Here is a 25,169-nt window from a genome sequence, read left to right on the forward strand (position 1 = left end):
GAAAGCAGAAGCCATGAGCCGGATCGGCGCGATCAGCCTGCTTGTTCACGACTATGACGCGGCCATCGCCTTTTATGTTGGGAAGCTGGGCTTCGCGCTCAGCGAAGACACCGACATGGGCGGGGGCAAACGCTGGGTGCGCGTCACCCCCAAAGGTGGCGAGACCAGCCTGCTGCTAGCGCGCGCCACGACCGACGCCCAAAAGGCCCAGATCGGAAACCAGGCCGGCGGCCGGGTCTGGCTGTTTCTGGAGACGGACGACCTGATGCGCGACCACGCCGCCTGGCTTGCCGCCGGCGTCCACTTCCGCGAAACCCCGCGACATGAGACCTATGGCAAGGTGGTGGTCTTCGAAGACCTCTATGGCAACGCCTGGGACCTGATCGAACCCGCTACCGGAGCCTGACGGCCATGAAACTCGGCACCCCGCTTTCCGACACCGCCGTGCGCGTCATGCTGCTGGGCTCGGGCGAACTGGGCAAGGAGGTCGCTATCGAGCTCCAGCGGCTCGGCGTCGAGGTCATCGCCGTCGATCGTTATCCCAACGCGCCGGCCATGCAGGTCGCGCATCGCAGCCACGTCATCCCCATGACCGACGCCCAGGTGCTGAACGGCGTCATCTTGGCTGAGGCCCCGCACTTCATAGTGCCCGAGATCGAGGCCATCGCCACCGAGGTCCTGGCCGATATCGAGGCCGCCGGCATGGCGACGGTCATCCCGACGGCTCGCGCGGTGCAGTTGACGATGAACCGCGAGGGCATCCGCAAACTGGCCGCCGAAGCGCTGGGCCTGCCTACCAGCCCCTACGCCTTCGCCGGCTCGGCCGAGGAACTGGCGGCCGGCGCCGAGGCCGTCGGCTATCCCAACTTCGTCAAGCCGGTCATGTCCTCATCGGGCAAAGGGCAATCCTTCGTCGAAGGCGCCGATGAAATCGCCGACGCCTGGACCTACGCCCAGGACAGCGGCCGGGTTGCCGGCGCCCGCGTCATCGTCGAGGGCCGGATCGACTTTGACTTCGAGATCACGCTGCTGACCGTCCGCTCGCGCGACGCCGACAGCTCGACCCGCACGGATTTCTGCGCGCCCATCGGCCACCGCCAGGTCAAGGGCGACTATGTCGAAAGCTGGCAGCCGCAGGCCATGACGCCCGCTGCGCTGGCCGCCTCCCAGGCCATCGCCGCCAAGGTCACAGAGGCCCTGGGCGGTTACGGCGTCTTCGGCGTCGAACTGTTCGTCAAGGGCGACCAGGTCTGGTTCTCCGAGGTCTCGCCCCGCCCGCACGACACCGGTCTGGTCACCCTGGCCAGCCAGACCATGAGCGAGTTCGCGCTGCACGCCCGCGCCATCCTGGGCCTGCCCGTCGACGTGACCCAGCGCGAGCCCGCCGCAAGCGCGGTCATCTATGGCGGTATGGACGCGCAAGGCATCGCCTTCGAGGGCGTTCCGGAGGCCCTGTCGGTCCCGACCGCCGACCTGCGTCTGTTCGGAAAGCCCGAAGCCTTCGAGCGCCGCCGCATGGGCGTGGCTGTCGCCCGCGGGGCCGACGTCGAACAGGCCCGCGACCGCGCGCGTGAAGCCGCAGACTGTGTGAGGGTCGTTCGGGGCTGACCTCCGTCTCCTCCCCACCTGTGGGGAGGAGGAACGCGAAGCGGTGAAGGGGGAAAAACCCCTCCGTCACGGCGCAAGGTCGCGCCGCGCCACCTCCTCGCTCCGCAGGGAGGAGACGTCTGATCCCTCATTTCTACGACCTTAGTCGATTGGCCTTGTCCCGGATTGTGGTGCAAACCAAGGGCGAGGGTCGCAGTCAGCCGGCCGGGAGGGATCTGTCGTGGGCAAACTCAGCACACCCATAATCTTCGGCGCCATCGCCATCCTGGGGGCGGCAGCCCTCGGCATCATCGCCCTGCATCAGGGCGAAAGCATTAGCGCGGTCTGGATGGTGGTCGCCGCCGTCTGCACCTATGCGATCGCCTATCGGTTCTACAGCCGCTACCTGGCCAACAAGGTCATGCAGCTGAACCCGGCGCGCCTGACCCCGGCCATTCGCCGCAACGACGGGCTGGACTATGTGCCGACGCCCAAGAACGTCCTGTTCGGCCACCACTTCGCCGCCATCGCCGGCGCAGGGCCGCTGGTCGGGCCGGTTCTGGCCGCCCAGATGGGCTATCTGCCGGGCGTTCTGTGGATCCTGGTCGGCGCCGTCTTGGCTGGCGCGGTTCAGGACATGATGGTCCTGTTCATGTCCACGCGTCGCGACGGCAAGTCGCTGGGCGACATGATCCGCACCGAAATGGGCAATATCCCCGGCATCATCGCCCAGGTGGGCGTGCTGATGATCATGGTCATCATCCTGGCCGTCCTGGCCCTGGTCGTGGTCAAGGCCCTGGCCGAAAGCCCGTGGGGCACCTTCACCGTCGCCGCCACCATCCCCATCGCCATCTTCATGGGCCTGTACACCCGCTTCCTGCGGCCAGGCCGCGTGGGCGAGGTTTCGGTGATCGGCGTCGTCCTGCTGATCCTGGCCATCATCGGCGGCGGCCATATCGCGGCCGATCCGTTCTGGGGTCCGGCGTTCACTCTGACCGGCCCGACCCTGGCGATCCTGATGATGGTCTATGGCTTCATCGCCTCGGTCATTCCTGTGTGGCTGCTCTTGGCGCCGCGCGACTATCTGTCGACCTTCCTGAAGATCGGCGCGATCGTGGCCCTTGCCGTCGGCATCCTGATCGTGCGTCCGCATCTGCAGATGCCCGCCATCACCCCCTTCATCGATGGCACCGGCCCTGTCTTCGCCGGCGCCCTGTTCCCATTCCTGTTCATCACCATCGCCTGCGGCGCGGTGTCGGGCTTCCACGCCCTGATCTCGTCGGGCACCACGCCCAAGCTGCTGGAGAATGAAGCCCAGATCCCGATGATCGGCTACGGCGCCATGCTGTGCGAAAGCTTCGTCGCGGTCATGGCCCTGATCGCCGCCACGGTTCTGGACCCGGCCGTCTATTTCGCCATGAACAGCCCGGTCGCCGTCATCGGCAACGACGCGGTCTCGGCCGCCGCCGCCGTGGCCCAGTGGGGCTTCCACATCACGCCTGGAGAGCTTGAACAGCTGGCGCGCGACGTGGGCGAACATTCCATCCTGTCACGCGCAGGCGGCGCCCCGACCCTGGCGGTCGGCATGGCGCACATCCTGTCAGGCGTGATCGGCGGCAAGGCCATGATGGCCTTCTGGTATCACTTCGCCATCCTGTTCGAGGCCCTGTTCATCCTGACGACCGTGGACGCCGGCACCCGCGTCTGCCGCTTCATGATCCAGGACCTTTTGGGCGTCGCCGTGCCCAAGATGCGCGAGACGAAGTCGTGGGGCGCCAACGTCGTCGCCACGGCCCTGACGGTCGGGCTGTGGGGCTATTTCCTCTACACCGGCGTGGTCGATCCGCTGGGTGGCATCAACAGCCTGTGGCCCCTGTTCGGCATCGCCAACCAGATGCTGGCCGCCGTCGCCCTGATCCTGGGCACCGTCGTCCTGTTCAAGATGAAGCGCGAGAAGTTCGCCTGGGTCATGGTCGTTCCCGCGACCTGGCTGCTGATCTGCACCCTGACGGCCGGCTTCCAGAAGCTGTTCCACCCGGACGTCCGTATCGGCTTCCTGTCCCACGCCCGCAAATATCAGGAGGCGCTGGGCGCCGGCGAACTGATCGCCCCGGCCAAGAGCATCGGCGACATGCACCGCATCGTGGTCAACGACTACGTCAACTCGACCCTGACGGCGGGCTTCCTGTTCGTGGTCGTCACCATGGTCGTCTATGGCGTCCTGGCGTGCCGCAAGGCCTATGCGAACAACCGCCCGACGGTCCGCGAGTATCCGGAAAGCAACAAACTGACGGCGGCCGACGAGGCGGCGGATGCGGCCCGTGCCTAACCCGTCGCAAGACGACCTGCTGTGCCTGTGCCGCGACACCGCCCTGCGGTGGGGTCGCGGCGTCAGGCGCACGGCCGGCGCCATGATCGGTCAGCCGGATTATCAGGCCTATGTCGATCACGCGGCGGCGACCCATCCCGACCAGCCGCCGCTGGACAAGACCGCCTTCTTCCGCCTGCACGAGCAGCGCCGCTTCGGCGGCGCCGGCGGGTTCAAATGCTGCTGATCTAGAGGCCGCTGGCGGGGGTGTCGGCCCTGGCGCGATCCTCGGCCTGAAGGGCGGCGATCGCCGTCTCCAGTGTCGGATCGTCGCCCGCGCGGCGTTGGGCCACGGTGCGAGGCGCGGCGATGTCGGGCGTGACCCCCCGCTTCTCCAGCCGAATCCCGCCCGAAGTCACGAAGTCCGCCCGGCTCAGCGTCAGCCGCCCGCCGTCCGGCAGATTGGTCTCCTGAGCGATCAGCACCGATCCGCCGGTCCTCTCGCCCACCACGATGCCACGCCGCGCCTCCTGCAAGGCGGCCGGCGTCAGTTCGGCGGCGCTGCGGCTGCCTTGATCCACCAGAACCGCCACATCATTGGCCAGGGGATCGCGCCGATCGCCGCAGTCGCCAGCCGCCCTCAGCACCACCGGCCGACCGCTGCGTCCCGTCCGCGTCGCCCAGACCTGATCGCGCGGCAGGAAACAGGTCAGGACCGATTCCGCCTCCATCAGCCGCCCACCGGGATTGCCACGCAGGTCCAACACCACGTCCACATCCGGCGGCAGGCCTTCCAGTTCGCTGCCCATCCAGGCGCCCAGCCCCTTGTCGAACTGCTCGACGCGCAGCACCAGCACCCCCGGTCGCGACTTGTCTGCGGTGAACGGCTCGATGGCCTCCATCACGCGGGGCGTCAGGGCGATCTCGCGCCTCTGTCCCTCTTCGTCGGTCAGGACCAACTGCACCGGAACCCTGTCATAGGTCTCGACATCCGGTCCCCAGGGCTTCCCGTCGACCGAGTTCAGGGCCCAGCCCATCTCCACGCCCGCCGCCTCGGCCGGTGACCCTGGCCGGACACGCTCGACGGTCCAGTCGTCCGGCGTCTCGCCCCGCATCAGGGTCAGGCCCATCACGGCGCGCCGGGCGAACTGCGCCTCCTGACGCCGCACCGCCGCCGGCGGACTGGCCGCCGCATGACCGTCGTCCAGCAGATCCAGCATCGCATTGATGACGCGGTACAGCCCCCGCTCATCACTCGCCGCCAGGGCCTGGGGCCTAAACGTCGCCCGCGCGGCGTTCCAATCCACGCCGTGCAGGGTCGGATCGTAATAGTCCCGCCGGACCTCCCTCCACACCCGGTCGAACACCCGCTGGTTCAGCCTCACGCGGTCACGCGAGGGCGCTGCGACGACGGCCTGATCGATAGTGGGCATGGCCACGGCTGGAACGCTCAACGGCAGGCCGAGCAACAGAAGGCTGAAAAGCCGGGCGGAAACGCTCACACGCATGACCACCATCTGACGTCAGTCGGCCGTCTCGCTCAAGTCACGACTGCGCGCGCTATTCCGACACCCGCGCCCCGTCCCAGGCGAAGACGCCGCCGCTGTCGGCCGGGGTCAGGTTCGACAGCACGGACAGCAGCCGCTCGGCGGAATGGTCGGCCGCGAACAGCTTGCCCTGCGCCACCCCCTTCTGGAACGGGGCGCTCAGGTCCGTCGCCACCGTGCCGGGATGCAGACCGGCGATCACCGCCTGCGGATGGCTGCGCGCCATCTCGACCGACAGATTGCGCAGGATCATGTTCAGCGCAGCCTTGGATGCGCGATAGGCGTGCCAGCCGCCCAGCCGGTTGTCGGCAATCGACCCCACCCGCGCCGACAGGGCCGCGAACACCGCGCGCCGATCGCGCGGCATCAGCGGCAGCAGATGTTTCGCCGCCAGCGCAGGCCCCACCGCATTGACGCGGTAGTCCCGCAACAGGTGTTTCGCATCCAACTGACGAAACGACCGTTCCGGCTGAAGCCCGTCGTGCAGCACCCCGGTCGCCACGACGATCAGCGTCGGGGCCGGTCCCTGGCCGATCCGTTCGGCGGCGGACGTCAAACTGGCCTCATCTTCCAGATCGGCGGCCAACCCTAGCGCGCCCGCCACATCCGCGCCTGACCGCGACACCGCCCACACGGTCTCAAACGCGCCATCCGCCACGATCCGCTCGACCATCGCCCTGCCGATGCCGCCCGTCGCTCCGATCACCACCGCTGATCCGTTCATCGCGTCTCCCTTCCTCGTTCGTCCCATGATAGGGGCGCGGCATGAGCATCACCACGGTCGGCCTCGATGCCGACGATACCCTCTGGCACAACGAGACGATCTTCCGCCTGACCCATTCGCGGTTCGTCGATCTTCTGGCCGACCACGGCGACGAGGCGACCATCGAGGCGCGCCTGGCCGAAACCGAGCAACGCAACCTGCGGCTCTATGGCTACGGCATCAAGGGCTTCACCCTATCGATGATCGAGACGGCGATGGAGCTGACGAACGGCGAGGCTCCGCCCCATGTCGTGCGCGAGATCCTGGCCGCCGGTCGCGAGATGCTGGCCCACCCGGTCGAGACCCTGCCCGGCGTGGACGCGGTCGTCGCCGAACTATCCGAAAAATACCGACTTGTCCTGATCACCAAGGGCGACCTGCTGGATCAGGAGCGCAAACTGGCCGCCTCAGGCCTGGGCGACCTGTTCAGCGCCGTCGAGATCGTCTCAGAAAAGGATCGCGCCACCTACGAGCGGGTCTTCAACCGCCACGGCACCGGCCCCGCCGAGGCCGTCATGGCCGGCAACTCCATGAAGTCGGACGTCCTGCCCGCCATCGCCGCCGGCGCCTTCGGCGTCCACATCCCCTACCACGTCACCTGGGCCCACGAACTGGCCGACGCCCCCGTGAACGAGCCGCGTTATACTTCCCTGTCGAGCATCGCGGATTTAAATGAAGCAATCGATAGTTGGCATACTTAATAGATTTCGGCACAGGTCAGATCAAAATCAGCTCAATATTTCAACGCTTCACTGCTCATTTTTGGACCAGCAAACGGTATTTGACTGAAAATCAATGCGCCAAGTTAGGCGTTGCATTGAGACCACATTATCGCAATATCGACGTTATATTGACATGAACGCAAAGGCGACGCTTGACCGATTGAGATGTGTCCGGTCTGTGGCACGCCTGCGGCAGTTCAGCGACGGCTCTACTAGCACTCCTGATCCCCCCTGCTGCGATCATTGGAGAGTAAATGCGCAATTTCCTTCTGACTTCGACGGTCCTTGCGGGCGCCTTGGCGGCGTCTAGCGCCTTCGCCCAAACTGCAGATCAACCCATCAGCACCGCACCCGCTGCTGACAGCCAACAAGCTGCCGAGCTTGGTGAAATCGTGGTGACCGGGTCGCGTATCCGGCGCGACGCGACCAACGCCCCCACCCCCCTGATCCAGGTGTCGCGCGACGAACTGCTGTCGACCGGCCAAACCACGGTCATCGACTATCTGGCGACCATTCCGGCTCTTTCGAACTCGGTCGTTCCGTCGGATACGACGGGCTCCAACCTGGGAGACGGCGGCCTGTCGCTGCCGAACCTGCGTTCGCTGGGCTCCAACCGCACCCTGACCTTGGTCGACGGGCGCCGCCACGTCGGTTCGTCGGGCGGTTCGCTTTCGGTCGATATCGACACCATTCCGCGCCTGCTGATCCAGAACATTGAGATCGTTACGGGCGGCGCGTCGTCGGTGTACGGCGCAGATGCCGTCTCCGGCGTGCTGAACTTCATCCTGCGCAAGGACTTCGAAGGCCTGGAAATCGACGCCAACTATGGCCAGATCAATCAGGACGGCGAAGCCAACCAGCGTGTCTCGGCGCTGATCGGCAAGAACTTCTTCGACAATCGCCTGAACGTTTACGCTCATGCCGAGTATGAGAAGGTCGACGAAGTCACGTCGATGGACATTGACTGGATCCGACGTGCGCCGGTTCGTCTGGGCGTCGACGCCGACCCGACCTCGGCGCCGTTTGACGGTCGTCAGGACGCCTTCCTGTTCACGGGCGTTCGTCGTCTCGACATCCCGCGCTGGGGTCAGACCACGCTCGCCAATGTGCAGCAACCGAGCGACCTGACGAATCCGAACGTCCCGTACGCAAACTGCTTCCCGGGCGGCAATGCCGCCGGAAACTTCAGCTACAGCGCCAACTGCTTCGGCGTGACGCCTGGCAAGACTTACTGGTACGACGGCACGACCGCGCGCTTGGCCGATTTTGGCCAGCGGGTCGGCAACACGGGTATCAACCGTCCGTATAACATCGGCGGCGACGGCGAAAACCCGGCTGACTTCTCGACCGGCTCGCGCGTTCCGCGCTCGGAATCGCAACGCTATCAGGTCGGAAGCACCTTCAAGGTCACCGACTCGATCGAGGCGTACGCCGAAGCGAAGTACGTCACCGAAGACACCTTCGACGTCGGTCAGCCGACCTTCTTCGACATCGATCTGGTGAACTCTTACGGCGCGAACGCCGTAAACCCGATCTATGCCGTCAATAACTTCGACCTGCGCTGGTCGGACAACGCCTTCCTGCCGCAGAACATCAAGGATGCGATCCGCACCAACGTCGTCACGCCCTACGCGCCGCCGACCGCGACCAACCCGGGCGCAGCGCAAACGGGCGTCTTGCTACAGAATGCGCGCCACAGCCTGTTCGGCCCGGATCGGACGCAAGACAACACGCGTGAACTGCAGCGTTACGTCTTGGGCCTCCGCGGCAACCATGACCAGATTTCGTTCGTCAAGGACGTCAGCTGGGACATCGGCTATACCTACGGCAAGGTCGAAATCGAAAACCGTGAACGCGCGGTGGACGGTCAACGCTTCGCGCTTGCAGCGGACGCGGTTGTCGACACCCTCGGTGTTGTGAATGGCCGAGCTGGCGAGATTGTCTGCCGTTCGCAACTGCTGCTGAAGCAGGGCGCCGCCCTGGACGACTATCAGCGCGGCGGCGATCTGCGTGACACGCAGTATGGTCGTGACTCGGTGGCGCAATGCGCCCCGCTGAACGTGTTTGGCAAGGGCAACCAGAGCGCCGCAGCGCTTGACTATGTCGGCGCTGAAATCGGCATCACCGAGCGCAATGAGCAACAGCAGGCGATCGCCTCGGTTTCCGGCAGCCTGTGGGACTTCTGGGGCGCTGGTCCCATCGGCGTCGCCTTGGGTGGTGAGTATCGCAAGGAAACGACAGAAGCCACGGGTCGCGACCGCGACACTGACGGGCGTCTGCTGTTCCTGAACTCGGGGCCCGATTTCCCCGAAGCCAGCTACGAGTCCAAGGAAGTCTTCACGGAAGTCTCGCTTCCGCTCTTCCGAGACAGCATGCTCGGCGAATATGCCGAACTTAGCGGTTCGTATCGTTACGCCGACTATACAACGGTCGGAAATGTCGACGTCTACGGCGTGAACTTGGTCTACCGTCCGATCCAGGACATCACCTTCAAGACCAGCTACAACACGTCGGTTCGCGTTCCCGACTTGGCCGAAAACTTCGCTCCGAACAGCGAAACCTTCCTCAACTCGTTCACCGATCCCTGCACCACGGCTGCGATCGCTGCGGTGAATGACAATGAAACGAAGGCCAACCGCATCCGGAACTGCACGGCCCTGGCTGCGCAGCAAGGTCTGACGTTCGACTTCGCCGGCGCGACACCGCAAAATACCGACGACTTCAACCCGACCTACACTTCGGGCATCTCGGGCGTCTCCGGCGGCAACCCGAACCTGCAGCCGGAAGAGTCGAACAGCTTCACCTTCTCGACGGTGCTGCGTCCACGGTTCATGCCTAACTTCAGCCTTGCGCTCGATTACTACGAGATCAAGATTGACCGCGTCATCGCGGCTGTCACCGCCGATACGGCGGCGGCGAACTGCGTCAACGGTGCGGAACTGAACGTCGACGCCTGCTCGACCATCTTCCGCAACAATCCGAACATTCCGTTCGGCATTGGCGCGCCGGCTAGCGATCCGATCGGCGGCTTCATCGAGCGTTCGTTCAACTATGCGTCGCTGGAAACCCGCGGTCTGGACTTCACGGGTCGTTATCGCCTCGACACCAGCGACAGCTTCGGCCGTAACTGGGGTGTGTTCGATTACTCGCTCGCCGGCTCCTGGCTGATCGAACAGAAACAGTTCCTGAACGAAGCCGATCCCGGCGACTTCGATGAACTGGCCAGCACGCTGGCATACCCGCGCGTTCGCTTCACCTCCTCGTTGACCTGGACCCCCAACGAAACCTGGAGCGTGAACTGGACGGCGGACTGGCAGTCGGCTCAGAACATCGTCTTCCGCCGCGACTACGTGAACAATGCGGATGGCCGTTCGGCCGATCAGCTGGACACGGGCAACTTCGTGCGCAACGACTTCACCGTCCGCTACAACGTCAACCAAGACCTGACGCTGCGCGCCGGCGTCGTGAACGCCTTCGACTCGGAACAAGCGCCGTACCTCGGCACGACGCTGTATTCGAACTTCGATCCTTACGGCCGCCGCTTCTTCATCGGCCTGAACTACAAGGTGTTCTAAGACTCACAGGTCCTACGATCTTGAAACGAGGGGCGACCGGCGACGGTCGCCCCTTTCTTTTTGCCCAATGCAAGTGACGCCCGAGCACTCGGAATTCCGCTTTCCATCTTGCCCCCTCGCCCCTCCCTCTCTAAACGGGCCGCTTAACCGACAAGCAGACGTGAGCGTCGCAGGGCCAGGCTCTGCGGGGACTTCTCGCGCGCCCAGAGAACGACAGAGAACGAAGGACGACGCACTCCCTTGGACGCCTCGGACATCCGTCATGACGAACGCGACGCCATGGTGCGCGCGGCGCTGGCCGAACAGGGCGACAGCGGCGTGACGCCGCGCCATACGTTGTTCTACTTCTATGGCGAGGGCGACCACGGGGACCTGAACGAGGTCGCCCGACGCGCCGGGTTCTTGACCCGCGGCGCCGACGACATGACGGTGCTCGAAACGACCATGGCGGTGGACGAAGCGTCGTTTGCGGCGACCTCGGCCATGATGCAGACCTGGGCCGCGGCCTTCCAGCTGGAGTATGACGGCTGGGAATGCGCGGTCGTGACCCACTAGCGTTCAATAAAAAGAAGAGCTGGCGATGCCCAAGCGCACAGACATCAAGTCCATCCTCATCATCGGCGCCGGCCCGATCGTCATCGGCCAGGCGTGCGAGTTCGACTATTCCGGTGTTCAGGCCTGCAAGGCGCTGAAGGCGGAAGGCTATCGGGTCATCCTGGTCAACTCGAACCCCGCCACTATCATGACGGACCCGGAGGTGGCCGACGCCACCTATATCGAGCCGATCACGCCGGAGATGGTCGAGAAGATCATCGTCAAGGAAAAGCCCGACGCCCTGCTGCCGACCATGGGCGGCCAGACCGCGCTGAACACCGCCCTGGCCCTGCATGAATCCGGCGCGCTGGCCAAGCACGGGGTCGAAATGATCGGCGCCAAGGCCGAGGTGATCGACAAGGCCGAGGATCGCCAGAAGTTCCGCGACGCCATGGACAAGCTGGGTCTGGAATCGCCCCGCTCCAAGGCCGCCCATTCGATGGAAGAGGCGCTGGAGGGGCTGGAGTTCGTCGGCCTGCCCGCCGTCATCCGCCCGTCCTTTACGCTCGCCGGCACCGGCGGCGGCATCGCCTTCAACCGCGAGGAGTTCGAGGAGATCGTCCTTCGCGGCCTCGACCTGTCGCCGACCACCGAGGTCCTGATCGAAGAGTCGGTCCTGGGCTGGAAGGAATATGAGATGGAGGTCGTCCGCGACACGGCGGACAACTGCATCATCATCTGCTCGATCGAGAACGTTGATCCGATGGGGGTGCACACCGGCGACTCCATCACCGTCGCCCCTGCCCTGACGCTGACCGACAAGGAGTATCAGCGGATGCGGACGGGCTCGATCAATGTGCTGCGCGAGATCGGCGTCGAGACGGGCGGGTCGAACGTGCAGTGGGCGATCAACCCTGCCGACGGCCGCATGGTCGTGATCGAGATGAACCCGCGCGTGTCGCGCTCGTCCGCCCTGGCGTCCAAGGCCACCGGCTTCCCCATCGCCAAGGTCGCGGCGCGTCTGGCGGTCGGCTACACCCTGGACGAACTGACCAACGACATCACCCAGGTCACGCCGGCCTCGTTCGAGCCGTCGATCGACTATGTGGTCACCAAGATCCCGCGCTTCGCCTTCGAGAAATATCCGGGTTCGGAGCCCCTGCTGGGCACCTCGATGAAGTCGGTCGGCGAGGTCATGGCCATCGGCCGCACCTTCCAGGAGTCGATGCAGAAGGCGCTGCGCGGGCTGGAGACCGGCCTGTCGGGCTTCGACGAGATCGAGATCGAAGGGGTAGCCGGCGCCGAAGACGACGCCACGGCCCGTGGAGCCGTCGTGCGCGCCCTAGGCGTCCCCACCCCCGACCGTATCCGCGTCATCGCCCAGGCCTTCCGCCACGGCTTGACGGTCGAGGAGGTCAACGCCGCCTGTTCCTACGAGCCCTGGTTCCTGCGCCAGATCGCCGACATCGTGCGCGAGGAAGGCCATGTGCGGGTCAAGGGCCTGCCGACCGATCCGACCGAGTTCCGCCGCCTGAAGGCCAAGGGCTTCGCCGACGCCCGACTGGCCCAGTTGACCGGCACGACCGAAAAGGACGTCCGCACCGCCCGTCGCGGCCTGAACGTCCGCCCGGTGTTCAAGCGGATCGACACCTGCGCCGCCGAATTCGCCAGCGCCACCGCCTATATGTATTCGACGTATGAGACCGGCGCTCTTGGGCAGATCCCCGAGTGTGAGGCCGAGCCGACAAACAAGAAGAAGGCCATCATTCTGGGCGGCGGTCCGAACCGGATCGGCCAGGGGATCGAGTTCGACTACTGCTGCTGCCACGCAGCTTTCGCCTTCGACCACATCGGCGTCGAGTCGATCATGGTCAACTGCAACCCCGAAACCGTCTCGACCGACTACGACACCTCCGACCGCCTGTATTTCGAGCCGCTGACGGCCGAGGACGTGCTGGAGCTGATCGAGGTCGAGCGTTCTAACGGCGAGCTGATCGGCTGCGTGGTCCAGTTCGGGGGCCAGACCCCGCTGAAACTGGCCCACGCCCTGCAAGAGGATGACATTCCGGTCCTGGGCACCAGCGTCGACTCCATCGACCTGGCCGAGGATCGCGAACGCTTCCAGCAGATGCTGGAAGGCATCGGCCTGCGCCAGCCGCCCAACGGCCTGGCCCGTTCGGCTGAGGAGGCGGCGCAGAAGGCTGAAGAGGTTGGCTATCCCGTCGTCCTGCGCCCCTCCTACGTCCTGGGCGGTCGCGGCATGATGATCGTCCACGACCGCGAGCAGCTGGACCGCTACGTCCACGAGGCCATGCGCGTCTCAGGCGACGATCCCGTCCTGATCGACCACTATCTGAACCGCGCCACCGAGGTGGACGTGGACGCCCTTTGCGACGACGAGACGGTCTTCGTCGCCGGCGTTCTGGAACATATCGAGGAAGCCGGCGTCCACTCGGGCGACAGCGCCTGCTCCATGCCGCCTTTCTCGCTGCGGGCCGAGATCGTGGACGAGTTGAAGCGCCAGACGACCGAAATGGCCAAGGCCCTGAAAGTGCGCGGCCTGATGAACGTGCAGTTCGCCATCGAGGAGCCGCACAGCGAAAACCCGCGCATCTTCGTGCTGGAGGTCAATCCGCGCGCCAGTCGCACGGCCCCCTTCGTGGCCAAGACCATCGGCCAGCCCATCGCCGCGATCGCCGCCAAGGTCATGGCCGGCGTGCCGCTGAAATCCTTCGGCCTGACGGACAAGCCCTACGACCATATTGCGGTCAAGGAAGCGGTCTTCCCGTTCGCCCGTTTCGCCGGGGTGGACACCGTCCTGGGCCCGGAAATGCGCTCGACCGGCGAGGTCATGGGGCTGGACTTCAAGCGGCCGGGAGAGGCCGACATGGCCCCCGCCTTCGCCCGCGCCTTCGCCAAGTCCCAGATCGGCGGCGGCACGACCCTGCCGACCTCGGGCTACGCCTTCATTTCGGTCAAGGATGAGGACAAGCCCTTCATCGTCGACGCCGCCAAAACGCTGCTGGCCGAGGGCTTCAGCCTGATGGCCACCGGCGGCACCCACGCCTATCTCGTCGAACAGGGGCTGGAGGTGAAACTGGTCAAGAAGGTGCTGGAAGGCCGCCCGCACATCGTGGACGCGATGAAGAACGGCGAGGTCCAGCTGGTCTTCAACACCACATCGGGCAAGCAGTCGCTGCAGGACAGCTTCTCGCTGCGCCGCACCGCCCTGATGATGAAGATGCCCTACTACACCACCACCGCCGGCGCCCTGGCGGCGGCCCAGGCCATCGGCGCCATCAAAGCCGGCGACCTGGATGTGCGGGCGATCCAGGACTACGCCTGACGTCGACGAAATCTCCGGTTTTCGGCCGCACGCTGCAAGGCTGTAGCGGCCGAACGCCGGAGGCACGCCAATGTCCAATCTCGACCTCGCCCTGATCGCCATTCTGTGCGGCGAAGTCTTGGGATTTCTCGCCTTCGCCACGGACAAGCAGCGCGCCAGAGCCGGCCTGTGGCGCACGCCCGAATCGACACTGCTGCTGTTCGGCCTGATCGGCGGGCTGGGCGCCTGGATGGGTCAGCACATCCTGCGCCACAAGACTCGCAAGGAGCCGTTCAGGACGCAGTTCGGCCTGGTCGTCCTCCTCCACCTGATCCTGCTGGCGGGCGGCGCCGCCTGGGTCATTCTGTAGCGCGACCGTCTTCGCCCGCCCCATCCTCACCGGCCACGATCCGGGTCGCGGCAAGGTCGGCGGTGACATTGCCGACGGTGCGGAAGATGTCGGGAATGACCTCGACCGCCAGCAGCAGCGGCAGCACGCCCAGCGGCAGGCCCATGGCCAGGCAGATGGGGCCGATGGCGGCGAAGAAGCTGACCTGGCCCGGCAGACCGACCGAGGCGATGGACACGGCGATGGCCGTCAGACCGCCGGCGATCAGCACGCCGAGCCCCAACTCCACCCCGTGCAACTGCGCCACATAGAGGCAGACCGCCAGGTTCGCGACAGGGCTCGTGATGCGAAACACCGCCACCGCTAGCGGCAGAACGAGGCCGGCGGAGGTCTGCGGCACGCCCAGCCAGTCTCTAGCGCGCTCGATCATAACCGGCAGGCTGGCCAGCGACGACTGGGTCGAGACGGCGACGACCTGGGCCGGGGCCACGGCGCGCGCGAAACGGGCCAGCGAAATCCGACCCCACACGATCGCCACGGCATAGATGATTAGGATCAGGCCGATCTGGCTGAGGCAGACGATGGCGACATAGTGGGCCAGCGTCCCCGCCACCCCCAGGCCCGCGCGCAAACCCACGCCCAGCGCCAGGGCGAACACGCCGAACGGCGCGGCCAGCAGCACCCAGTGCACGATGACCACCATGGTCTCGGCCACCGCCTCGAAGAAGCCGGCCAGGGGCCGCCGCAGCTCGGCCTTGATCCGCGTCGCGGCGAAGCCGAAGGCGACGGCGAAGACCACCACCGCCAGCACCCCGTCGTCGGACGCCGCCTTGATGACGTTGGCCGGCGCAAGACTGGCCAGGAAGGCGCGCAGGCCGTCGGTGCGCGCCGCCTCGCCCACGGTCGCCAGCGATTCGGCGCTGACGCCCGCCAGCAGCCCACGCCCCGCCTCCGGATCGATCGGCCAGACCGCCAGAAGGCCCAGGCCCGCCAGGATCGCATAGATCGTCGCCCCGACCAGCAGCACCGCGAACACCGCCAACGACCGCACCGCGATCCGGCCCGTCGCCGCCGCATCGGCGATGGAGACGATGCCGGTCACCAGCAGGCTGAACACCAGGGGAATGACGGTCATGCGCAAGGCGTTCAGCCACACCTGGCCCAGGCTCTCGACCACGCCCAAGGCGCCGGTCAGCCAGGAGGCCTGCGACCCTTGCGCCAGGGCGCCGACGACGACGCCGGCGACCAGGGCCGCGATGACGAAAAAGCTCAAGGAGGTGAAGAAGGCGGCGATGCGGGATTGGCTCATGCCCTAGCGCTAGCACCGCTCGGCGCGTCGCGCGCGCCAAACCTTCTGCCGGTCGCTGACAGTTCATGTCGTCGCAGGGCGAACCCTGATCGCGCACGGCGCGTTGGGACGACGAAAGGAACTCAATCATGTCCCGTCTGAACAAACTCGTCCCGCTGATCGGCAGCCTGCTGCTCTCCAAGGGCGGCCGTCGCGTCGCCGGTCGTCACGCCGGCAAACTGGCCCTGGCGACCCTGGCCTATGAGGTGTGGCGCAACCGCCGCGAAGGCGCCAAGCCCAAGGTCGCGCCGCAACCGCGCGGACGCTGGAGCGGCCGCCGCCCGCGCTGAGTCCGCAATCGCCGCTCGACTTCTCGGGCGGCGTTGCGAATAGTCACGCCTCGCCGCCCGGAGCCGACCCATGATCAAAGTCCACCATCTGAACGACAGCCGCTCGCAACGCGTCCTGTGGCTGCTCGAAGAGTTGGGCCGGGACTATGAGGTCGTGCGCTACGAACGAAACGCTGGCAATCGGCTGGCGCCGCCCGAACTGCTGGCGATCCACCCGCTGGGCAAGTCGCCGGTCATCGAAGACGGCGCGGTCAAGGTCGCAGAGACCGGAGCCATCGTCGAATATCTGCTCGATACCTATGGCCAGGGTCGGCTGCGTCCGGCGGCGGGAACCGAGGACAGCCGTCGGTTCACCTATTGGCTGCACTATGCCGAGGGGTCGGCCATGCCCCCTTTGCTGCTGAAGCTGGTCTTCAGCATGCTCCCACGCCGTGCGCCGGCCCTCCTGAAGCCCATCGTCAATGGCGTCGCCAACAAGGCGATCACCAGTTTCGTCGATCCGCTGCTGCGCACCCATGTCGGCTTCTGGGAGGACGAACTGGGCCGCTCGGAATGGTTCGCGGGCGATCAGTTCACCGCCGCCGACATCATGATGAGCTTTCCGGTCGAGGCCGGCGCCGACCGCGCCTTCAATGCCGAGACCAAGCCCCGCCTGAAAGCCTTCTTGAACCGCATCCACGCACGGCCCGCCTATCAACGCGCGCTCGAACGCGGCGGTCCCTACAGCTACGCGTGATCGGATCGTGATCGCGGCGGCGCAACCCGCCGTGGTCGAGGGCGTTAAGGTCTCATGCGCCTTCAAACCATTCAGATCGTCGCCGGACTAGCTGCGGCCGTCGCCTTCGTCCTCGCCTTCATGGCGGCGGGAGCCGCCCTGATTTCCGGCCTCTTCATGCTCGCCGGCCTCGCCGCAGTCGGTTGGCTGGCTTACAGCCTCATAAAGGGTGTCCTTCGCCGCGATCACAAGCCCGAACCGCCGGCCCGCGCATGAGCGGTCAACCGGCGCGGGCATCCCGCTCTTGAATTCTTGAGCGAGAAACCCTAGTCTTGATGCCCGGCCGCGCCCGCCCCGCGGCCTTTTGTGTGCTTACCTCGCGTCTTTCCAGTCTCCGGGCGAACCAGAAAAATCACGACACAAATGGAAAAAGTGCCGATGACGGGCGAGGGCTACCGTGCCCTCGACGATCAACTGAAGCAATTGAAGTCGGTCGAAAGGCCGAGCGTGATCGCCGCCATTTCCGAGGCGCGTGAGCACGGCGACCTGTCCGAAAACGCAGAATACCATGCCGCCAAGGAGCGTCAGGGCTGGATCGAAGGCCAGATCGCCGAGATCGAGGACAAGATCAGCCGGGCTCAGGTCATCGACGTGTCCAAACTGTCGGGCAGCCAGGTCAAGTTCGGCGCCACGGTCACTGTGGTGGACGAGGACACCGAGGAAGAGGCCACCTATCAGATCGTCGGCGAACACGAAGCGGACGTGAAGAAGGGCAAGATCTCGATCGCCTCGCCGATCGCGCGCGCCATGATTTCCAAGGAAGTCGGCGACGTGGTGGAGGTAAACACCCCCGGCGGCGTGAAGGCCTACGAAATCCTCAGGGTCGAGTGGAAGTAACAGCGATGGCGGGGGCAGCGTCTGCTCGCCCCCTCTCTCCCAATCCCTTGGCCATCTGGGTCGTCTCCGACGGCCGTGCCGGCATCGAGAATCAGGCGTTGGGTCTCGCCGAGGCCGTACAGCGCCTGACCCCTGCCGAGATTACGATCAAACATATCCGCTGGCGGCCGATCTTCGACCGCCTGCCGTCGGCGTTAAAGACCCCGGCCATGCTGGCGTCCGCGCCGCTGACCGCCCCCTGGCCCGATCTGTGGATCGCTACGGGTCGTGCGACCCTGCCGCTGTCGACCCGCGCCAAGGCCTGGAGCGGCGGAAAGACCTTCGTCGTCCAGACCCAGGATCCCCGCTGGGCCAATGACCGCTACGACATGATCGTCGCCCCCGCCCATGACGGTCTGTCGGGCGACAATGTCTTCGAAATCACCGGCTCGCCCCATCGCATCACGCCGCAGCGGATCGCCGAGGCCGCGCCCGCCTTCGCCGACCGGATCGCCCCCCTGCCCCATCCGCGCATCGCCGTGCTGATCGGCGGCAAGTCCAAGGCTTTCGACCTGACCGAGGCCCATGCAGCGGACCTAGCCGACCGGATCGCGCACGCCGTGCGGGCGTCAGGCGGCGCGCTGATGCTGACCTTCTCGCGGCGGACGCCCAATGCGGCGAAGGCCGTCCTGACCGCTCGCCTTTCGGACCTGCCGGGTTGGATCTGGGATGGGACAGGCGACAATCCCCTGTTCGGCTTCCTGCATTTCGCCGACCACATCCTGGTCACCGAGGACAGCGCCAACATGGCGGCCGAAGCCGCCTCGACCGGCAAGCCGGTCCACACCCTGCCGATGATCCCGCTGAAGGCCGGCGACAAGTTCGCTCGCCTGCACGACGACCTGCAATCGCGCGGCGCAACCCGCCCGTTCGACGGCGCGCTGGACGGCTGGACCTACGAGCCGCTGGCCGAAACAGACCGCGCCGCGCGCGCCGTTCTGGAAGCGATGCGGACGCGATAGCGCGAACATCCGTTCTTGACGTCGCAATGCCCGATGGTGGCGCCCCTCTCCTTTTCAGTCGCCGCCACCCCCGCCGCCGCCGTCACAGCCGCTGTCCCCGCTGCAGTCTGAGCCGCTGTGCTGTGACGTATCCGATGAAGGCATCACCGCGCCGCCATCCGACCCGCCGCCCTTCTTGGCGTTGGCATTCGCCGCGCTCATCAGGGCCACTCCAAAGCCCGATCCGATGGCCGTGCCCAGGGCGAGACCCAGGCCGACGTTGTCCAGGGCCACGCCCAGCGCCACGCCGATCGACAGGCCCATGCCGATCCCGATCGGCAGGAAGGCCGCGTTCTTGTTCGTCATCCCCATCTCCCCTGCATGTCGAGCGAGACTAGCATCGCGCAAACGGGAATCACCGCCTAAATAGGGGCCATGACCCAAGCTCGTACCGTTCGCGTCGCCATCATCGGTTCCGGTCCCGCCGGCTGGACCGCCTCCATCTATGCCGCCCGCGCCTCGCTGAACCCCGTCGTCATCGCCGGCGTCCAGCCCGGCGGTCAGCTGACCATAACCACCGATGTCGAGAACTATCCCGGCTTCGCCGACACTATCCAGGGCCCCTGGCTGATGGAACAGATGCAGGCCCAGGCCCTGCACGTCGGCACGGAAGTCATCCACGACATCGTCGTCTCCGCCGACCTGTCGCAGCGCCCTTTCCGGCTGAAGCTGGACGGCGGCGACGAGATCCTGGCCGAGACCATCATCATCTCCACCGGCGCCCAGGCCAAATGGCTGGGGCTTGAGAGCGAGGCCGCCTATCAGGGCTTTGGCGTCTCGGCCTGCGCGACCTGCGACGGTTTCTTCTATCGCGGCAAGGAGGTCGTGGTCGTCGGCGGCGGCAACACCGCCGTCGAAGAGGCGCTTTTCCTGACCAACTTCGCCTCCAAGGTCACGGTCATTCACCGACGCGACGAGTTCCGCGCCGAGAAGATCCTGCAGGACCGGCTGTTCGCCCACCCCAAGGTGGAGGTGGTCTGGAACTCGGCGATCGAGGAAATCGTCGGCGTCGTGGACGGCATGGCCAAGAACGTCACCGGCGTTCGGCTCAAGAACGTCCAGGACGGCTCGACCCGCGAAATCCCCGCCGATGGCGTCTTCATCGCTATCGGACACGCCCCGTCGTCGGAACTGTTCAAGGGTCAGCTGGAGACGAACGCCGGCGGGTATCTGCGGGTCAAGCCCGGCACGGCCTCGACCGAGATCGAGGGCGTCTGGGCCGCCGGCGACGTGACCGACGACGTCTATCGCCAGGCCGTCACCGCCGCCGGCATGGGCTGCATGGCCGCCTTGGAAGTCAGCCGCTTCCTCGCCGAAGAGGACCACGCCAAGGCCCACCACCCCATCAGCCACGCCGAGGCGGAGAAGATCGGGGTCTGGTGACCCCGATCCTGCGCGATCAGTAGGCAGAGGCCTCTGTCAGTTCCGCCAGATCCTCATCGGATAGCTTAAGCGTCGCCGCCTTCAGCGTGTCGGCCAGTTGTTCGGTCGAGGTGGCGCTGACGATCGGGGCCGTGACGCCCGGCTGGGCCAGCAGCCAGGCCAAAGCGGCCTGGGCGGACGTGGCCTCGTTCTTCTGCGCCACGGCCTCCAGGGCCGCCAGAATGCGCACGCCACGCTCGTCGAACTTGTCCTTCAGCATTCCCTCGCGCTTGGTCCCGGCGATCTGATCGACGGTCTTGTATTTGCCGGTCAGGAAGCCGCTCTCCAGGCTGAAATAGGTGATGACGCCGAGGTCCTTCTCGACGGCCAGGTCCTGCAACCCGCCCTCGAAGGTGTCGCGGCTGTAGAGGTTGTAGTGCGGCTGGATCGTCGCATAGGCGGCCAGGCCCTCGCGCTGCGAAATATCCAGAGCTTCGGACACCTGTTCGGCCGAATGATTGGAGGTGCCTATGGCGCGCACCTTGCCGGCCTGAACCAGCTTGTCCAGCGCGCGCAGCGTCTCCTCCTGCGGTGTCTTCGGATCGGGCCAGTGGGTCTGATACAGGTCGATATAGTCAGTCTGGAGCCGGCGCAGCGACGCCTCGACCGCCGCCTCGATCCAGGCCGGCGACAGGTCGTTGTGGCCCTGCCCCATATCCGATCCGACCTTGGTCAGGATCTTGACGTCGTCCCGCCGGCCGCGCGCCTTCAGCCACTTGCCGATGATCGTCTCGCTTTCGCCGCCGGAATGGCCTGGGACCCAGCGCGAATAGGCGTCGGCGGTGTCGATGGCGTCGAACCCGGCCTCGACGAAGGCGTCCAGCAAGGCGAATGACGTCGCCTCATCCGCGGTCCAGCCAAAGACGTTGCCGCCGAACACCAGAGGGGCGATGTCCAGGCCGCTGGAGCCGAGCTTGCATTTGGAAAGGGTCGTCATGCGGGGATCTCCTTTTGGGGAGCCCTCGACATATGCCGCATCGCTGCGACCGCAACCGCCTCAGCGGCGGTCAGGCGAACAGTTGAAGACCTGGCGGCGCGTAATCGACCGGCTGCCCCTGGCGACGACGCAGGGCGTAGTCCACGGCGGTCTGGACGGCATGCTCGTCTGTCGGCTTGGACAGGACGCCGATGGTGCCAGCCACGCCCTCGCGCACCATGCCTGGATTGGCCGTCATGAATAGGACGGAGACGCCCATGTCCTGGCCCAGTTCGCGACCCAGGTTTATCCCTGTCGGGCCATCGGAAAGGTGGATATCGACCAGCGCCAGATCGACGTCGTTCTCGCGCACCAGATCGCGCGCGGCCTGCGCGGTCGCGGCGACGCCCAGGACCTCGTGACCGAGGTCCTCCAGGACGAACCGAAGCTCCATCGCAACGAGAGCTTCGTCTTCGATGATGAGGATACGCGCAGTCATGACTCGATCGGGGGTTCGGGAACGTACGTAACGTCAGTGTGCGGGATAGGTTTCAATAGAGGACTAATTTGAGTATCCGCCCGCCGCGCGTCGCCTCGATAAGGCCGTCGCCGGCAGATCCACAATGACCTCAAGCCCCTCTGGCCGCCATTCGCGCGAAAGCCGCCCGCCCAACTGCCCCTCGACCGACAGACTGGCCAAGGATGAGCCGAACCCTGTGCGTTGCGGCAGTCCCTGGATAACCGGCCCCCCCGTTTCCGACCAAGCCAGGACGAAGCGATCTTCTTGCCGTTCCGTTGTCAGGGTCACCACGCCGCCGCGCTCGGATAGCGCGCCGTATTTGGCGGCGTTGGTCGCCAGCTCATGGAACAGAAGCGCCACGGAGGTCGCCGCCTGATCATCAAAGACTGCGTCCTCGCCCCGAATGACTACGCGTGCTCTGCCGGTTTCGTCCACATAGGCCTGGAACAGGTCAGACAGGAAAGAATGCAGGGTCGTTGCGCCGATTGTGGGCTTGGACGTTTCGGTGTGCGGCCTAACGAACTCATGCGCCCGGGCCAATGCGGCGATACGCGTACGCAGCGAGGCCGAAAAGGCCTTGGCTTCCGGATATTGGCGCGCCGACAGGGCGACCAGGGCGGTGACCACGGCGAAGATGTTCTTGATCCGGTGGCTCAGCTCCTGGCTGACCAGCTCTCGGCCTTGCTCCAATCGCTTCAACTCATCGATATCGGTCAGGGTGCCGAACCAGCGGGTGATCTCACCGGCCTCATCGCGGATCGCCACTGCACGGCCCAGGGTCCAGCGATAGACGCCGCTGTGATGCTTCAACCGGTATTCGATTTCATAGGGCTCGCCGGTTTCCAGCGAGTTGCGCCATACGGTCCACGCTCGTTCGCGGTCGTCGGCATGGAACATGTCGTTCCAGCCCTCGCCATCCGTCGAGCCCAGGGGCACGCCCGTGAACTCATACCAGCGCGCATTGTAGTAGTCGTGAAAACCGTCCGGCAGGGTGGACCACACCATCTGCGGCATGGCGTCAGCCAACACACGAAACCGGCTCTCGCTTTCGCTCAGGGCCACGGCGGTTTCGGCAAGGTCCGTCTCGATGGTCTTGCGTTCGGTGATGTCCACCGCGACGCCGGGGAAGCGGATCGGCTTGCCCTCTGCGTCGAAATAGACCTGACCGCGCGCCAGAACCCAACGCACGTCATCGCCTTGGCCCAAACGATACTCGCTGACGAAAGCGCCGTCGCCCGTCATGGCACCACCGATCTCGTCGGTGACGCGTTGGGCGTCGTCGGGATGAACGCTGGAGGTGAAAACCTCGATGGCCGCGCCCTCGCGCGCCGCTTCGGGCTCCACCCCGTACATCCGCGCAAAGCGTTCGTCGGCGATCACGCGGTTCTCAGTAATGTCCCAGTCCCAAGCCCCGACATAGGCCGAGGCCTCCATCGCCAACCGCGCCGTGCGGTCGCTGAGGTCCCGGTCCAACATGGCGCGACGCAGCTCCAGTTGCGTCATCACCTGTTGCGCCAGGGTCTTGAGCGCCATCAGCTGAAGCTCGGTCAGACCTTGCGGGCGCGGCGTGTCGTCCAGCACGCACAGGGCGCCCAGCGGAACGCCGTCGGGCGTCCTCAGCGGATAACCGGCATAGAAGCGGATGTGCGGCGCGCCCGTCACCAGATGATTGTCGATGAAGCGGTCATCCTGCATCGCGTCGGGGATGACCATAACGTCGTCGCCCAGCATGGCGTGGGCGCAGAACGACAGGGGCCGCGGCGTCTCACGCACGCCCAGCCCGACCTCGGACTTGAACCACTGACGCTGGGCATCGACCAGACTGACGGCGGCCATCGGCGCTTCACAGATGCGCGCGGCGAGCGACGCCAGATCGTCAAACGATCCTTCAGGCGTTGTGTCCAGCACGCCGTAGCTCGTCAGGGCCTTCAGACGGTCGGCTTCGTCCCACCTCGGACAATCGACTTCGGGGTGGGTCAAGCAGGCGTCCTCGCTGGGCCGGTCAGGTCCGGCCATCGACATCAATGCTCGGAGTGGCGAAGCGTTGCAATGCAGGATGTCAGTTCGCGGGGCGACCGACTTCCTCCACATCCATCGTCGTGACGCCTGTGGGCGCCGGGGCGGTGGGTTTGGTCGACGATGTTGGCCGCTCCAAAGCGTTCAGGCGCGCGTTGATGGCGGCGACTTCGTCACGCGTGGGCAGGCGACGACCGCCCAGGCTGACCACGCCGACGACCCGCTGTTGGCCATCGATCTCGACCGTCTTCAGAGGCGCGTCATTGACCGGCGCATCGGGATCGGAGCCGCCGGTTGCAGAGCCGGCGGCAATCGTCATGCGCGGACGCGAGAAGCGCGCCTCGTCGATCGCCGGCTCGCGCCCATTGTAGGTTTTGCGGAAGGCGGCTGTTTCGCCATAGACGCCCTTCCAACGATAGAAGATGTGCGCGCCGATCTGCGTCACCTTGGCCACCGTCGGCGCCCACCAGGGATGCACATAGTCGGCGTGATAGTGGGTGGCCGTCCCGACTTCCTGAGCTACGGCGCCGTTCAGCGCGCGCTCCGCCGCCTTGCGCGCCCGCTCCCACGCCCAGGCGACCGGCGCCTGGCCCAGCGAGCCGTCGCAGGTGAAGCTGAACTGACAGCCCGTGACGCGCTCGGCGCCCTCGAACACCACGCCGCAGACGGTGTTGGCGTAGTTCGGATCGCGCACGCGGTTCAGGACCACCTGAGCCACGCCCGCCTGGCCGTTGTCCGGCTCCAGCGCCGCTTCGTAATAGACCGCCTGGGTCAGGCAGCGCAAAGCCCGCCTGCGATCCTCGGCGCTGCCCTTGAACACGAACGGCAAGGCGGGACGCAGGGCGCCGGACGCGGGCGCCATGGCCGCGTTCAGACGCTGGGCCTCAAGGCCGCTCTTGCCGGGTTCCAGACCCGGCTTTCCGGCCAGCGTCAAGCTCTCCCAGCCCGGCGTCAGCCCATAGAGAGCGGGCTGCAGAAGGTTGGGATCATGCCGCATGGCGACGGCCAGCTGTGAGGGCGTCAGTCGCCCCTTGATCGCAGCCAACCCGCCCGCGCCCAGGTCGCCGCCGGTGATGCGCGAGACCGCCTCGGCCGTCCGATCCATGTCGGGCCGCACGCTGGACCCCGCCGCCATGGCGACGCCCAGCACCGCGCCGGCTGCAGGCAAGGCCGCGGCCGAACGCCGCAGCGCCTTCCACATCGTCTTCCAGGGCAACCGAGTCATTCAGGGTCCAACAGCCGCGATCGGCGCAATGGCCTTTCGCTGAGATCGCGCGTCTAGTCCGACTTATAGG

Annotated in this window: 22 protein-coding genes and 1 pseudogene; 15 read left to right on the forward strand and 8 right to left on the reverse strand. The window is 65.9% G+C overall.

Translation table 11 applies throughout. The features are described 5' to 3' along the window. Positions 1 to 13: 13 nt before the first annotated feature. The 4 genes from HNP47_RS09065 to HNP47_RS09080 all read left to right on the forward strand — a co-directional run bounded on the left by HNP47_RS09065 (position 14) and on the right by HNP47_RS09080 (position 4,142). Positions 14 to 406 (forward strand): VOC family protein, encoded by a 393-nt coding sequence (locus HNP47_RS09065; RefSeq protein ID WP_184279298.1) that lies wholly within the window; start codon positions 14 to 16, stop codon positions 404 to 406. Positions 407 to 411: 5 nt separating this feature from the next. Then, the gene (purT, locus tag HNP47_RS09070) at positions 412 to 1,608 is read left to right on the forward strand and encodes a formate-dependent phosphoribosylglycinamide formyltransferase (RefSeq protein WP_184279299.1); all 1,197 of its coding nucleotides are present in this window, start codon (positions 412 to 414) and stop codon (positions 1,606 to 1,608) included. A gap of 220 nt (positions 1,609 to 1,828) precedes the next feature. Continuing rightward, entirely contained in the window at positions 1,829 to 3,916 is a 2,088-nt protein-coding gene (locus HNP47_RS09075) for a carbon starvation CstA family protein (RefSeq protein ID WP_184279300.1), read from the forward strand. Then, positions 3,900 to 4,142 (forward strand): YbdD/YjiX family protein, encoded by a 243-nt coding sequence (locus tag HNP47_RS09080; RefSeq protein WP_260394759.1) that lies wholly within the window; start codon positions 3,900 to 3,902, stop codon positions 4,140 to 4,142. Before HNP47_RS09075 ends, HNP47_RS09080 begins: the two co-directional genes overlap by 17 nt. Position 4,143: 1 nt before the next feature. Here the strand turns inward: HNP47_RS09080 and HNP47_RS09085 are convergent, their stop codons facing one another. Both HNP47_RS09085 and HNP47_RS09090 read right to left on the reverse strand, forming a co-directional pair. Next, positions 4,144 to 5,397: a S41 family peptidase gene (locus HNP47_RS09085; RefSeq protein WP_409360151.1), complete on the reverse strand. Its 1,254-nt coding sequence runs from the start codon at positions 5,395 to 5,397 to the stop codon at positions 4,144 to 4,146. 58 nt (positions 5,398 to 5,455) lie between these two features. After that, positions 5,456 to 6,166, reverse strand: a complete 711-nt coding sequence (locus HNP47_RS09090; protein ID WP_184279302.1) for an SDR family NAD(P)-dependent oxidoreductase — start codon at positions 6,164 to 6,166, stop codon at positions 5,456 to 5,458. 41 nt (positions 6,167 to 6,207) lie between these two features. Here HNP47_RS09090 and HNP47_RS09095 point away from each other — a divergent pair, with 41 nt between their 5' ends. From HNP47_RS09095 to HNP47_RS09115, 5 genes are all read left to right on the forward strand, one after another. Then, a complete protein-coding gene (locus HNP47_RS09095) occupies positions 6,208 to 6,906 on the forward strand; it encodes an HAD family hydrolase (protein WP_184279303.1) in 699 nt (232 codons plus the stop codon). Between the two features lie 275 nt (positions 6,907 to 7,181). Then, complete coding sequence (locus tag HNP47_RS09100; protein ID WP_184279304.1) at positions 7,182 to 10,502, forward strand: TonB-dependent receptor domain-containing protein; 3,321 nt, start codon at positions 7,182 to 7,184, stop codon at positions 10,500 to 10,502. Positions 10,503 to 10,742: 240 nt separating this feature from the next. Further along, a complete protein-coding gene (locus HNP47_RS09105) occupies positions 10,743 to 11,057 on the forward strand; it encodes a ribonuclease E inhibitor RraB (protein ID WP_038293704.1) in 315 nt (104 codons plus the stop codon). A 25-nt stretch (positions 11,058 to 11,082) separates the two neighbouring features. After that, the gene (carB, locus tag HNP47_RS09110) at positions 11,083 to 14,382 is read left to right on the forward strand and encodes a carbamoyl-phosphate synthase large subunit (protein WP_184279305.1); all 3,300 of its coding nucleotides are present in this window, start codon (positions 11,083 to 11,085) and stop codon (positions 14,380 to 14,382) included. Between the two features lie 70 nt (positions 14,383 to 14,452). Beyond that, the gene (locus HNP47_RS09115) at positions 14,453 to 14,731 is read left to right on the forward strand and encodes a DUF1294 domain-containing protein (RefSeq protein ID WP_184279306.1); all 279 of its coding nucleotides are present in this window, start codon (positions 14,453 to 14,455) and stop codon (positions 14,729 to 14,731) included. Here HNP47_RS09115 and HNP47_RS09120 read toward each other — a convergent pair. Further along, entirely contained in the window at positions 14,721 to 16,019 is a 1,299-nt protein-coding gene (locus tag HNP47_RS09120; RefSeq protein ID WP_184279307.1) for a dicarboxylate/amino acid:cation symporter, read from the reverse strand. The two genes, HNP47_RS09115 and HNP47_RS09120, sit on opposite strands and share 11 nt — an antisense overlap. Positions 16,020 to 16,147: 128 nt before the next feature. Here HNP47_RS09120 and HNP47_RS09125 point away from each other — a divergent pair, with 128 nt between their 5' ends. The 5 genes from HNP47_RS09125 (at position 16,148) to HNP47_RS09145 (ending at position 18,961) form a co-directional block, all read left to right on the forward strand. Next, positions 16,148 to 16,348: a hypothetical protein gene (locus tag HNP47_RS09125; RefSeq protein ID WP_055752936.1), complete on the forward strand. Its 201-nt coding sequence runs from the start codon at positions 16,148 to 16,150 to the stop codon at positions 16,346 to 16,348. 70 nt (positions 16,349 to 16,418) lie between these two features. Beyond that, positions 16,419 to 17,084 (forward strand): glutathione S-transferase family protein, encoded by a 666-nt coding sequence (locus tag HNP47_RS09130; protein ID WP_184279308.1) that lies wholly within the window; start codon positions 16,419 to 16,421, stop codon positions 17,082 to 17,084. 54 nt (positions 17,085 to 17,138) lie between these two features. After that, positions 17,139 to 17,339, forward strand: coding sequence for a hypothetical protein (locus tag HNP47_RS09135; RefSeq protein ID WP_055806048.1), 201 nt, complete (start codon positions 17,139 to 17,141; stop codon positions 17,337 to 17,339). Between the two features lie 147 nt (positions 17,340 to 17,486). After that, the gene (gene greA, locus HNP47_RS09140) at positions 17,487 to 17,960 is read left to right on the forward strand and encodes a transcription elongation factor GreA (RefSeq protein ID WP_184279309.1); all 474 of its coding nucleotides are present in this window, start codon (positions 17,487 to 17,489) and stop codon (positions 17,958 to 17,960) included. A 5-nt stretch (positions 17,961 to 17,965) separates the two neighbouring features. After that, positions 17,966 to 18,961, forward strand: a complete 996-nt coding sequence (locus tag HNP47_RS09145; RefSeq protein ID WP_184279310.1) for a mitochondrial fission ELM1 family protein — start codon at positions 17,966 to 17,968, stop codon at positions 18,959 to 18,961. Between the two features lie 54 nt (positions 18,962 to 19,015). On the opposite strand, the gene HNP47_RS09150 is transcribed toward HNP47_RS09145, so the two are convergent. Beyond that, the gene (locus HNP47_RS09150) at positions 19,016 to 19,306 is read right to left on the reverse strand and encodes a hypothetical protein (RefSeq protein ID WP_221415062.1); all 291 of its coding nucleotides are present in this window, start codon (positions 19,304 to 19,306) and stop codon (positions 19,016 to 19,018) included. A 69-nt stretch (positions 19,307 to 19,375) separates the two neighbouring features. Here HNP47_RS09150 and trxB point away from each other — a divergent pair, with 69 nt between their 5' ends. Continuing rightward, positions 19,376 to 20,383: a thioredoxin-disulfide reductase gene (gene trxB, locus HNP47_RS09155; protein ID WP_184279312.1), complete on the forward strand. Its 1,008-nt coding sequence runs from the start codon at positions 19,376 to 19,378 to the stop codon at positions 20,381 to 20,383. Positions 20,384 to 20,399: 16 nt separating this feature from the next. Here trxB and HNP47_RS09160 read toward each other — a convergent pair whose 3' ends face one another. The 4 genes and pseudogenes from HNP47_RS09160 to HNP47_RS09175 all read right to left on the reverse strand — a co-directional run bounded on the left by HNP47_RS09160 (position 20,400) and on the right by HNP47_RS09175 (position 25,099). Beyond that, the gene (locus HNP47_RS09160; RefSeq protein ID WP_184279313.1) at positions 20,400 to 21,359 is read right to left on the reverse strand and encodes an aldo/keto reductase; all 960 of its coding nucleotides are present in this window, start codon (positions 21,357 to 21,359) and stop codon (positions 20,400 to 20,402) included. A 70-nt stretch (positions 21,360 to 21,429) separates the two neighbouring features. Then, a pseudogene (locus HNP47_RS09165) lies at positions 21,430 to 21,852 on the reverse strand (response regulator); the annotation flags it as partial. A gap of 48 nt (positions 21,853 to 21,900) precedes the next feature. Then, a complete protein-coding gene (locus HNP47_RS09170; RefSeq protein WP_260394762.1) occupies positions 21,901 to 23,838 on the reverse strand; it encodes a PAS domain-containing protein in 1,938 nt (645 codons plus the stop codon). A gap of 79 nt (positions 23,839 to 23,917) precedes the next feature. Continuing rightward, complete coding sequence (locus HNP47_RS09175) at positions 23,918 to 25,099, reverse strand: cell wall hydrolase (protein ID WP_184279315.1); 1,182 nt, start codon at positions 25,097 to 25,099, stop codon at positions 23,918 to 23,920. Positions 25,100 to 25,169 lie beyond the last annotated feature (70 nt).

The organism is Brevundimonas vesicularis, from assembly GCF_014204545.1.
In the GTDB taxonomy this organism is placed as follows: domain Bacteria; phylum Pseudomonadota; class Alphaproteobacteria; order Caulobacterales; family Caulobacteraceae; genus Brevundimonas; species Brevundimonas vesicularis_B.